Origin of the sequence: Pinirhizobacter sp. (assembly GCF_035317885.1) — a bacterium.
Taxonomy (GTDB): Bacteria; Pseudomonadota; Gammaproteobacteria; order Xanthomonadales; family Rhodanobacteraceae; genus Pinirhizobacter.
Genome location: NZ_DATHFX010000509.1, coordinates 1 through 11,427 on the forward strand (window position 1 = coordinate 1; position 11,427 = coordinate 11,427).

At 63.6% G+C, this 11,427-nt stretch carries 9 protein-coding genes and 1 tRNA gene; all 10 read left to right on the forward strand.

All coding sequences use genetic code 11. The features are described from left to right. Positions 1-264: EF-Tu C-terminal domain-related protein (locus VK519_RS16710; RefSeq protein ID WP_324351632.1), on the forward strand; the 264-nt coding region annotated here is incomplete at its 5' end. A 96-nt stretch (positions 265-360) separates the two neighbouring features. Next, positions 361-436, forward strand: a tRNA-Trp gene (locus VK519_RS16715). Positions 437-497: 61 nt separating this feature from the next. Beyond that, on the forward strand, positions 498-884 hold the full coding sequence (secE, locus tag VK519_RS16720; protein WP_324351634.1) for a preprotein translocase subunit SecE: 387 nt from the start codon (positions 498-500) through the stop codon (positions 882-884). Between the two features lie 8 nt (positions 885-892). After that, on the forward strand, positions 893-1,453 hold the full coding sequence (nusG, locus tag VK519_RS16725) for a transcription termination/antitermination protein NusG (protein ID WP_324351636.1): 561 nt from the start codon (positions 893-895) through the stop codon (positions 1,451-1,453). A gap of 210 nt (positions 1,454-1,663) precedes the next feature. Then, on the forward strand, positions 1,664-2,092 hold the full coding sequence (gene rplK, locus VK519_RS16730) for a 50S ribosomal protein L11 (RefSeq protein ID WP_250625396.1): 429 nt from the start codon (positions 1,664-1,666) through the stop codon (positions 2,090-2,092). A 3-nt stretch (positions 2,093-2,095) separates the two neighbouring features. Beyond that, entirely contained in the window at positions 2,096-2,803 is a 708-nt protein-coding gene (gene rplA, locus VK519_RS16735) for a 50S ribosomal protein L1 (RefSeq protein WP_324351639.1), read from the forward strand. Between the two features lie 284 nt (positions 2,804-3,087). Continuing rightward, entirely contained in the window at positions 3,088-3,615 is a 528-nt protein-coding gene (gene rplJ, locus VK519_RS16740) for a 50S ribosomal protein L10 (protein ID WP_284691513.1), read from the forward strand. A 61-nt stretch (positions 3,616-3,676) separates the two neighbouring features. Further along, positions 3,677-4,045 (forward strand): 50S ribosomal protein L7/L12, encoded by a 369-nt coding sequence (rplL, locus tag VK519_RS16745; RefSeq protein WP_324351643.1) that lies wholly within the window; start codon positions 3,677-3,679, stop codon positions 4,043-4,045. Positions 4,046-4,288: 243 nt separating this feature from the next. Continuing rightward, the gene (gene rpoB, locus VK519_RS16750; protein WP_324351645.1) at positions 4,289-8,458 is read left to right on the forward strand and encodes a DNA-directed RNA polymerase subunit beta; all 4,170 of its coding nucleotides are present in this window, start codon (positions 4,289-4,291) and stop codon (positions 8,456-8,458) included. Between the two features lie 25 nt (positions 8,459-8,483). Further along, positions 8,484-11,427 (forward strand): DNA-directed RNA polymerase subunit beta' (gene rpoC / locus VK519_RS16755; RefSeq protein ID WP_324351648.1); only part of this gene is annotated, 2,944 nt, incomplete at its 3' end.

Genomic DNA, 11,427 nt, shown 5'->3' on the forward strand with positions numbered 1-11,427 from the left:
GAGGTGTACGTGCTGTCGAAGGACGAGGGTGGCCGTCATACCCCGTTCTTCAAGGGTTACCGCCCGCAGTTCTACTTCCGCACCACCGACGTCACCGGCGCTTGCGAGCTGCCGGAGGGCGTGGAAATGGTGATGCCGGGCGACAACGTGAAGATGGTAGTCACGCTGATCCACCCGATCGCCATGGACGACGGCCTGCGTTTCGCCATCCGCGAGGGCGGTCGTACCGTCGGCGCGGGTGTGGTTGCCAAGATTCTCAAGTAAGCTATGCGGCCCCGGGGCCTGTCCCCGGGGCTGGAAAAGGTCGATCGGCGAGCGGTGCCAGCATCGCTCGCCGTCGCGTTAAAGGTTTATAGACGTACGCCAGTAGCTCAATTGGCAGAGCAGCGGTCTCCAAAACCGCAGGTTGGGGGTTCGAGTCCCTCCTGGCGTGCCATATCGAGGAATGAAGGCGGGCGATTCGTGGCCAACAAGGCGCGGTTCGGCGGCCCAAGCGCATGAATACCAAGGCCGAACAAGCCCGGGGCATGGGTGCCGCGGATGCCGCCAAGCTGGTGCTTGCCGGCATCGTGCTGGTCGCCGGCATCGTCGGGTTCTACTATTACGGGCAGGCGCCGCAGCTGGCGCGCGTGGTCGGCGTGCTCGCCGCGATCATCATTTCCGGCGCCATCGGGGCATTTACCGGCCCGGGCCGCAGGCTCCGTCATTTTCTTTCCGAGTCGCAATTCGAACTTCGCAAGGTCGTCTGGCCGACGAAGGAAGAGACGCTCAAGACTACTGGTGTGATCATCGTCGTGGTGATCATCCTGTCGCTGCTGGTAGGCATGATCGACTGGTTGTTTAAGGCGATCGTGCTCGACTGGCTGCTCAAACTCGGACATTGAGGTAAGGCATGAGCCTCCGCTGGTACGTTGTTCACGCCTATTCCGGTTTCGAACACCAGGTCAAGCGCGCCCTTGACGAGCGCATCAAGCGCGAGTCGATGGAAGAGCGTTTCGGCGAAGTCCTGGTGCCCACGGAAGAAGTGATCGAAATGCGCGGCGGCCAGAAGCGCCGCAGCGAGCGCAAGTTCTTCCCGGGTTATGTCCTGGTGCAGATCGAAACCGATACCGAGGGCAAGGGCCCGCGGATCGACGACGAATGCTGGCACCTGGTGAAGGAAACCCCGAAGGTCATGGGCTTCATCGGCGGCACCGCCGATCGTCCGCTGCCCATCAAGGATTCCGAGGCCGACGCCATCCTCAGCCGCGTCCGCGAAGGCGTGGAAAAGCCCCGTCCCAAGGTGCTGTTCGAGCCGGGCGAAATGGTCCGTGTCACCGAAGGCCCCTTCAACGACTTCAATGGCGTGGTCGAGGAAGTCAACTACGAAAAGAGCCGCCTGCGCGTGGCCGTGCTCATTTTCGGTCGTTCTACCCCGGTAGAACTGGAATTCGGCCAGGTCGAGAAGGCCTGACTTTTCGCAGCCAAGGGCGGCGATCCACGCATCCGGCACGCGATTTGCACTAAGGCCGCCGGATGCCTATAATGCCCGGTTCACGCTGGCGGCTCATGCCCCGGCGTGTCCGTGTTTAGGGGCTCCGCCATGGACGCGGGCCCGAACCTGCCAGGAATGGCTTAGAAGCGAGGAGCCTCATCGGCGCCTGCACTCGCGAGGAAACTAAAGATGGCAAAGAAAGTCACCGGTTACATCAAGCTGCAGGTCAAGGCCGGCCAGGCCAACCCGTCGCCGCCCGTGGGTCCGGCCCTGGGCCAGCGCGGCCTGAACATCATGGAATTCTGCAAGGCCTTCAATGCCGCCACGCAGAAGATGGAGCCCGGCGCGCCGGTCCCCGTGGTGATCACCGCCTATTCCGATCGCAGCTTCACCTTCGCCATGAAGACTTCCCCGGCCACGTACTGGCTGAAGAAGCTCACCGGCACCGCCAAGGGTTCGTCCAAGCCGAACACCGACAAGGTGGGCAAGGTCACCCGCGCCCAGCTCGAAGAAATCGCCAAGAACAAGGACGCCGACCTCACGGCCGCCGACCTGGATGCCGCCGTGCGCACGATCGCCGGCAGCGCGCGTTCCATGGGCCTGGTAGTGGAGGGTTAAGACATGGCAAAGATCACCAAGCGCATGAAGGCCGCGACGGCCGCCGTCCAGCTGGGCAAGAACTACTCCCTCGACGAAGCCCTGAAGATCGTCAAGGACAATGCCAAGGCCAAGTTCGCCGAGTCCGTGGACGTCGCCGTCCGCCTGGGCATCGACGCGAAGAAGTCCGACCAGGGCGTCCGCGGTTCCTCGCTGCTGCCGCACGGCACCGGCAAGACCGTCCGCGTGGCCGTGTTCGTGCCGCCGGGCGAGAAGGCTGAAGCGGCCCTGGCCGCCGGCGCCGACGCCGTGGGCATGGACGACCTCGCCGAGAAGATGCAGGCGGGCGACCTCAACTACGGCCGCGTCATCGCCACCCCCGACGCCATGCGCGTCGTCGGCAAGCTCGGCCAGGTGCTCGGTCCCCGTGGCCTGATGCCGAACCCGAAGGATGGCTCGGTCACCGCCGACGTCGCCACGGCCGTGAAGAACGCCAAGGCCGGCCAGGTCAAGTTCCGCAACGACAAGGGCGGCATCATCCACGCCACCATCGGCAAGTCCACGTTCGAGGCCTCGCAGCTGGCCGACAACCTGAACGCGCTGATCGCGGATCTGCTCAAGGCCAAGCCCGCCGCAGCCAAGGGCCAGTACGTGCAGAAGGTTGCACTCAGCAGCACGATGGGCGTCGGCGTGCCGGTGGATCCGTCCAGCCTGGCTTCCGCCGCCAAGTAATTCGCTTCATGCCGCAGCGCCGGTATCGGCGCTGCGGCCCATTTGAGGGCAGTCCCGAAAGGGGCCGCCGTCAAAGACCGCAGGTTGGGGCTTGCCCCTGTAATTGACGTTCGCTTGGAAAGGAACAACGGCCTGCGCAGATGGTGTCGCCCGGACAGGTTTACCTGGAACGGCCACCAAGGCGGCATCGAAAGATGCCGGCGGGTCCGGCAAGGATGCATGGATTCGTTTAACGCTTGGAACGTAATGCCCGGATGGCATTGCATTCCGGTTCGGAGAAAGCAATGGCGCTCAATCTTGCGCAAAAGAAAGAGGTCGTTGCCGAACTGGCGAACGTGGCTGCCACGGCACATTCCCTGGTTGCTGCCGAGTACGCGGGTATCACCGTTGCACAGCTCACCGAGCTGCGCAAAAAGGCTCGCGAGTCGGGCGTGTTCTTGAAAGTAGCCAAGAACACCCTGGTTCGCCGTGCCGTCGAAGGCACGGATTACGCCGCCGCGACCGACAAGCTCGTCGGTCCGCTGGTGTATGCCTTCTCGGTGGAAGACCCGGGTGCCGCTGGCCGCCTGATCAAGGAATTCGCCAAAGGCAACGACAAGCTGAAAGCCAAGCTCGTAGCGATCGGTGGCCAGATTTACCCTGGCACCCACGTCGACGTGCTGGCCTCGCTGCCTACCCGCGAACAGGCACTGGCGATGCTCGCCGGTGTGCTCGCTCAGCCCGCCACCATGCTCGCGCGCGTCCTGGCCGAGCCGGCGTCGCAGATGGCCCGCGCGATCGGCGCGGTCCGCGACCAGAAGCAGGCGGCCTGAAGGCACTTCGCCAACGGCAATTCGTAAAAATATCCAGTTAGAAAATTCCAGGAGTTAACCCATGTCCGCTGCAGAAATCGTTGAAAAGATTGCCGCCATGTCCCTCGTTGAGGTCATGGAACTGGTCAAGTCCATTGAAGAGAAGTTCGGCGTGTCCGCCGCCGCCCCGGTTGCCGTGGCCGCTGGCCCCGCCGCCGCCGCTGGCCCGGCCGCTGAAGAGCAGACCGAGTTCAACGTCGTGCTGGTCAGCGCCGGCGCGAAGAAGATCGACGTCATCAAGGTTGTCCGCGCCATCACCGGCCTGGGCCTGAAGGAAGCCAAGGACCTCACCGAGGCCGGTGGCGTCCTGAAGGAAGGCGTCTCGAAGGAAGATTCGGCCAAGTTCAAGAAGGACCTGGAAGAAGTCGGCGCCACTGTCGAACTGAAGTAACCGGCGCCTTGCGCGCCGTCAGTTCGCTTTAGCGTCAAGCGGAGCCTGGGGGTGAAAACCCCCGGGCTTTGCCCGTTGTCAACGCCGTGAAGTTGTACCCGTATCAATCATCCCCATGTTGTCGGGCATGGGACATCGCCAATGGGCCGCAACGGCCTTCTTATTGCCGATCTCCGATGTCCGATTTCACCATTTGCCGGTGTCCACCCACCGGCGTCACAGCGAACCGAGGCGGTACCCACCATGACCTACTCGTTTACCGAGAAGAAGCGCATCCGCAAGGATTTCGGCAAGCGTCCCCCCGTACTTGGGGTGCCGAACCTGCTGACCATCCAGACCGACTCCTACAAGGAGTTCCTGCAGGACGAGGTCGCGCCCAAGCAGCGTCATGACCGCGGCCTGCACGCCGCGCTCAAGTCGGTATTCCCGATCGTCAGCTATTCGGGCAATGCTGCCCTTGAATACGTCGAATACCGCCTCGGCGAACCCGCGTTCGACGAACGCGAGTGCCGCAACCGCGGCATGACCTTCGGTGCGCCCCTGCGCACCACCGTGCGCCTTGTCATCTACGACAAGGACAGCCCGGCTTCGAAGAAGGCCGTCAAATACGTCAAGGAGCAGGAGGTCTACATGGGCGAAATCCCGCTCATGACCGACACCGGCACCTTCATCATCAACGGCACCGAGCGCGTCATCGTCTCGCAGCTGCATCGTTCCCCGGGCGTGTTCTTCGACCACGACCGCGGCAAGACGCACAGCTCGGGCAAGCTGCTGTTCTCAGCGCGCGTCATTCCTTACCGTGGTTCGTGGCTCGACTTCGAGTTCGACCCGAAGGATGCCCTGTTCACCCGTATCGACCGCCGCCGCAAGCTGCCGGTCACCGTGCTGCTGCGCGCGCTGGGTTACAACAACGAAGAGATCCTGAGGATCTTCTTCGAGCACAACGTGTTCCACCTGGGCAAGAAGGGCGGCATCACGCTCGACCTCGTCGCCGAGCGCCTGCGCGGTGAAACCCTCACCTTCGACCTGATGCTCGATGGCAAGGTGCTGGTGGAAGCGGGCAAGCGCATCACCGCGCGCCACGTGCGCCAGCTCGCCAGCGAGAAGATCGCCCAGCTGGAAGTGCCCGACGATTACCCCGTCGGCCGCATCCTGGCCACCGACATCGTCGACAAGGCCACGGGCGAGCTCATCGCCTCGGCCAACGACGAGATCACCGCCGAGAACCTCGAAGCCTTCCGCAAGGCAGGCATCGAGACGGTCGCCACGCTGTACGTCAACGACCTCGATCGCGGCGCGTACATCTCGAACACGCTGCGCATCGACAACACGCGCACGCAGCTCGAGGCGCTGGTTGAGATCTACCGCATGATGCGTCCGGGCGAGCCGCCCACCAAGGATGCTGCGCAGAACCTGTTCTTCAACCTGTTCTTCACCTTCGACCGCTACGACCTGTCGGGTGTGGGCCGCATGAAGTTCAACCGCCGCGTCGGCCGGAAAGACGTCGTCGGCCCGGGCGTGCTCTACGACCACAAGTACTTCTCCGAGCGCAAGGAAGAAGAATCCCAGCGCCTGGTGAAGGAACAGGGCGACACGTCCGACATCCTCGACGTGCTCAAGGTACTGATCGAGATCCGCAACGGTATCGGAACCGTCGACGACATCGACCACTTGGGCAACCGTCGCGTGCGTTCGGTCGGCGAGATGGCCGAGAACACCTTCCGCATCGGCCTGGTCCGCGTGGAACGTGCCGTGCGCGAGCGCCTGTCGCTGGCCGAGTCGGAGGGCCTGACCCCGCAGGAACTGATCAACGCCAAGCCCGTTGCGGCCGCGGTGAAAGAGTTCTTCGGTTCGTCGCAGCTTTCGCAGTTCATGGACCAGAACAACCCGCTGTCGGAAGTCACCCACAAGCGCCGTGTCTCGGCGCTTGGACCGGGCGGCCTCACCCGTGAGCGTGCCGGCTTCGAGGTGCGCGACGTGCATCCCACGCATTACGGCCGCGTCTGCACCATCGAAACGCCGGAAGGCCCGAACATCGGTCTGATCAACTCGCTGGCCGTCTATGCCCGCACCAACCCGTACGGCTTCCTGGAAACCCCGTATCGCAAGGTCACCAACGGCAAGGTCACCGACAAGGTCGATTACCTCTCGGCCATCGAGGAAGGCGACCACGTGATCGCGCAGGCGAACTCGCCGCTCGACAAGGAAGGCGCGTTCCTCGAAGACTTTGTCTCCTGCCGTTTCCGCGGCGAGTCCGAGCTTCGTCCGTCCAGCGAAATCAACTACATGGACGTCTCGCCCATGCAGACGGTGTCGGTGGCGGCAGCGCTCGTTCCGTTCCTGGAGCACGACGACGCCAACCGAGCCCTGATGGGCGCCAACATGCAGCGTCAGGCCGTACCGACGCTGCGCAGCGAAAAACCGCTGGTCGGCACCGGTATCGAGCGCGCCGTGGCGCGTGACTCGGGTGTCACCGTGTCCGCCCGCCGTGGTGGTGTCATCGACCAGGTCGATGCCGCCCGTATCGTCGTGCGCGTGAACGAGGAAGAAGTCGGCGACAACGACGCCGGCGTCGACATCTACACGCTCACCAAGTACACCCGCTCCAACCAGAACACCAACCTCAACCAGCGTCCGCTGGTGAACGTCGGTGACGTGGTGGCCGTGGGCGACACGCTGGCCGATGGTTCCTCCACCGACCTTGGCGAGCTCGCGCTCGGCCAGAACATGCTGGTCGCCTTCATGCCGTGGAACGGCTACAACTTCGAAGACTCGATCCTGATCTCCGAACGCGTGGTGCAGGAAGACCGTTACACCTCGATCCATATCGAGGAGCTCACCTGCATCGCCCGTGACACCAAGCTGGGCTCGGAGGAAATCACCGCCGACATCCCGAACGTGGGTGAGCAGGCGCTGGCCCGCCTGGATGAATCGGGCATCGTGTACATCGGTGCGGAAGTGAAGGCCGGCGACATCCTGGTCGGCAAGGTCACGCCCAAGGGCGAAAGCCAGCTCACGCCGGAAGAAAAGCTCCTGCGCGCGATCTTCGGCGAGAAGGCTTCCGACGTTAAGGACTCGTCGCTCCGCGTGCCGCCTGGCATGGACGGCAACGTCATCGACGTGCAGGTCTTCACTCGCGACGGCATCGAGAAAGACAAGCGCGCCAAGCAGATCGAGGAAACCGAACTCAAGCGTATCCGCAAGGATCTCGACGACCAGTTCCGTATCCTGGAAGGTGCGATCTACGCCCGCATGCGTACGCAGCTGCTGGGCAAGGTCGCCAACTCGGGCCCCGGTGGGCTCAAGCGTGGCGCCGAGATCGACAACGCCTACCTCGATACGCTGAAGAAGGACGACTGGTTCAAGGTCAACGTCAAGGACGAGGAAGTCACCGAGTTCCTCGAGCGCGCGGCCGACCAGGTCAAGCGCCACAAGGAAAACTTCGAGAAGCGATTCAAGGAAAAGCAGGGCAAGATCACCCAGGGTGACGACCTCGCCCCGGGCGTGCTGAAGATGGTCAAGGTGTACCTGGCCGTGAAGCGCCGCATCCAGCCGGGCGACAAGATGGCCGGCCGCCACGGCAACAAGGGCGTGGTCTCCATGATCGTGCCCGTCGAGGACATGCCGTTCTCCGCCGACGGTACGCCGGTGGACATCGTGCTGAACCCGCTGGGCGTGCCTTCGCGTATGAACATCGGGCAGATCCTCGAGGTTCACCTGGGTTGGGCGGCCAAGGGCCTGGGCAAGAAGATCGCCCGCATGCTCGAAGCCAACGAGAAGGCCGGCGAGGTGCGCAAGTTCCTCGAGCAGGTCTACAACCACGGTGATGCCGGTGCCGAGGGTGCCACGCGCCTGGTCAACCTGAAGTCGCTCAAGGACGCCGAGATCCTCGACCTCGCGGCCAACCTCAGGGCAGGCGTGCCGATGGCGACGCCGGTCTTCGACGGTGCTGACGAGTCCGAGATCAAGGCCATGCTGAAGCTGGCGGACTTGCCCGAGTCGGGCCAGACCACCTTGTTCGACGGCCGCACCGGCGAGGCATTCGATCGCCCGGTCACCGTCGGCTACATGCACATGCTGAAGCTGAACCACCTGGTCGACGACAAGATGCACGCCCGTTCCACCGGCCCGTACTCGCTCGTCACCCAGCAGCCGCTGGGCGGCAAGGCGCAGTTCGGTGGCCAGCGCTTCGGCGAAATGGAAGTGTGGGCGCTGGAAGCCTACGGCGCGGCTTACACCTTGCAGGAAATGCTCACGGTGAAGTCGGACGACGTCCAGGGCCGCAACCAGATGTACAAGAACATTGTCGACGGCAACCACGAGATGGCCGCGGGCATGCCGGAATCCTTCAACGTGTTGGTGAAGGAAATCCGCTCGCTTGCGATCGACATCGACCTGGAAGAGATCAAGTGATCGGCGCGGTCATCGGAGATTTCGCATGAAAGACTTACTGAATCTGTTCAACCAGCAGCGTGCAACGCCGGATTTCGACGCGATCAAGATCGCGTTGGCGTCGCCGGAGCTGATCCGCTCGTGGTCGTACGGCGAAGTGAAGAAGCCGGAAACCATCAACTACCGTACGTTCAAGCCCGAGCGTGACGGCCTGTTCTGCGCCGCGATCTTTGGTCCGGTCAAGGACTACGAGTGCCTGTGCGGCAAGTACAAGCGCATGAAGCACCGTGGCGTGGTCTGCGAGAAGTGCGGCACCGAGGTCACCCTGGCCAAGGTCCGTCGCGAGCGCATGGGCCACATCGAGCTGGCCAGCCCCACCGCGCACATCTGGTTCCTCAAGTCGCTGCCTTCGCGCATCGGCCTGATGCTGGACATGACGCTGCGTGACATCGAGCGCATCCTGTACTTCGAGGCGTTCGTGGTGATCGATCCGGGCCTTACCGCCCTGGAGCGTGGCCAGCTGCTGTCCGAAGACCAGTACCTGGAAGCCACCGAAGAGCACGGCGACGAGTTCGATGCCCGCATGGGTGCCGAGGCCGCGTATGAGCTGCTGAAGTCGCTCGACCTTCCGGCCGAAGTGATCCGCCTGAAGGAAGAAATCACCTCCACCAATTCCGAGACCAAGCTCAAGCGCCTCACCAAGCGCGTGAAGCTGATCGAGGCGTTCCTGGAGTCGGGCAACAAGCCTGAGTGGATGGTGCTTACCGTGCTTCCCGTGCTGCCGCCGGACCTCCGTCCGCTGGTGCCGCTGGACGGTGGCCGCTTCGCCACGTCGGATCTGAACGACCTCTACCGTCGCGTGATCAACCGAAACAACCGCCTCAAGCGCCTGCTGGAACTGGCAGCGCCGGACATCATCGTGCGCAACGAAAAGCGCATGCTGCAGGAATCGGTCGATGCGCTGCTCGACAACGGCCGCCGTGGTCGTGCCATCACCGGCACGAACAAGCGCGCGCTGAAGTCGCTGGCCGACATGATCAAAGGCAAGCAGGGCCGCTTCCGCCAGAACCTGCTCGGCAAGCGCGTGGACTACTCGGGCCGTTCGGTCATCGTGGTCGGTCCAACCCTGAAGCTGCACCAGTGCGGCCTGCCGAAGAAGATGGCGCTTGAGCTCTTCAAGCCCTTCATTTTCGCCAAGCTGCAGGCCCGTGGCGAAGCCACCACGATCAAGGCCGCCAAGAAGCTGGTCGAGCGTGAAGAAGGGCAGGTGTGGGACATCCTGGAAGACGTCATCCGCGAGCATCCGGTGCTGCTCAACCGCGCACCCACCCTGCATCGCCTTGGCATCCAGGCGTTCGAGCCGACCCTGATCGAAGGCAAGGCGATCCAGCTGCATCCGCTGGTCTGTACTGCCTTCAACGCCGACTTCGACGGCGACCAGATGGCCGTGCACGTGCCGCTCTCGATCGAGGCGCAGCTGGAAGCCCGCGCCCTGATGATGTCGTCGAACAACATCCTGTCGCCGGCCAACGGCGAGCCGATCATCGTGCCGACCCAGGACGTCGTCCTGGGCCTGTACTACATGTCGCGCGAGTTGGTGAATGCCAAGGGCGCCGGCATGGTGTTCGCGAACATCGCCGAGGTGCGCCGCGCCTATGACAACCGTGCGGTGGAGCTGCACGCCAAGGTCAGGGTGCGCCTGCGCCAGGTGTCCACGGATGAAACGGGCAAGTCCAGCGAAACCTTCGGCCTGGTCGATACCACCGTGGGCCGTGCGCTGCTGGCCGAGATCATCCCCACCGGCCTGCCGTTCGCCCTGGTCAACACCGAGCTGTCGAAGAAGAACATCTCGCGCCTGATCAACCAGAGCTACCGCCTGCTTGGCCTGAAAGATACCGTCGTCTTCGCCGACAAGCTCATGTACACGGGCTTCCGCTTCGCCACGCGTGCCGGTATCTCCATCGGCATCGACGACATGAAGATCCCGGCCGAGAAGAAGGGCATCCTGGAAGAAGCCGAGAAGGAAGTGGTCGAAATCCAGGAGCAGTACCAGTCGGGCCTGGTCACCGCCGGCGAGCGCTACAACAAGGTGGTCGACATCTGGTCGCGCACCAACGAACTGGTGGCCAAGGCCATGATCGACGGCATCGGCACCGAGAAGGTGATCGACGCCGACGGCAAGACGGTCAACCAGAAATCGATGAACTCGCTGTACATCATGGCCGACTCCGGCGCGCGAGGCAGTGCGGCGCAGATTCGCCAGCTGGCCGGCATGCGCGGCCTGATGGCCCGTCCCGATGGCTCGATCATCGAGACGCCCATCAAGGCGAACTTCCGCGAAGGCCTGAACGTGCTGCAGTACTTCAACTCCACCCACGGTGCCCGTAAGGGCCTGGCGGATACGGCGTTGAAGACGGCGAACTCCGGCTACCTCACCCGTCGCCTGGTGGACGTTGCACAGGACGTGGTCATCACCACGCACGATTGCGGTACCGAGAACGGCGTCACCATGACCCCGATCGTCGAAGGCGGCGATGTGGTCGAGCCGTTGCGTGAGCGCGTGCTCGGTCGCGTCGTGGTGGAAGACGTCTACGCCCCCGGCGACGACGACCAGCCCATCGTCACCCGCGACACGCTGCTCGACGAAGCCCTGGTCGACAAGCTTGACCGTGCCGGCGTGCAGCTGATCCAGGTGCGCTCGCCGATCACTTGCCAGGCCGCCCATGGCGTTTGCGCGCTGTGCTACGGCCGCGACCTTGCCCGTGGCCACCTGGTCAACATGGGTGAAGCCGTGGGCGTGGTTGCCGCGCAGTCGATTGGCGAACCCGGCACCCAGCTCACCATGCGTACGTTCCACATCGGTGGCGCCGCTTCCCGTGCCGCCGCCGTGGACAACGTCACCGTGCGCACCACCGGCGCGCTGAAGTTCAACAACCTCAAGACGGTCCACCACAACCAGGGCCACCTGGTGGCGGTGTCGCGTTCGGGCG

Excerpts from the sequence above, each read along its gene's own strand:
- rplK (WP_250625396.1), top strand. The coding sequence starts at position 1,664 with ATGGCAAAGAAAGTCACCGGTTACATCAAGCTGCAGGTCAAGGCCGGC.
- rplL (WP_324351643.1), top strand. The coding sequence starts at position 3,677 with ATGTCCGCTGCAGAAATCGTTGAAAAGATTGCCGCCATGTCCCTCGTT.
- secE (WP_324351634.1), top strand. The coding sequence starts at position 498 with ATGAATACCAAGGCCGAACAAGCCCGGGGCATGGGTGCCGCGGATGCC.
- rplJ (WP_284691513.1), top strand. The coding sequence starts at position 3,088 with ATGGCGCTCAATCTTGCGCAAAAGAAAGAGGTCGTTGCCGAACTGGCG.
- nusG (WP_324351636.1), top strand. The coding sequence starts at position 893 with ATGAGCCTCCGCTGGTACGTTGTTCACGCCTATTCCGGTTTCGAACAC.
- rpoB (WP_324351645.1), top strand. The coding sequence starts at position 4,289 with ATGACCTACTCGTTTACCGAGAAGAAGCGCATCCGCAAGGATTTCGGC.
- rplA (WP_324351639.1), top strand. The coding sequence starts at position 2,096 with ATGGCAAAGATCACCAAGCGCATGAAGGCCGCGACGGCCGCCGTCCAG.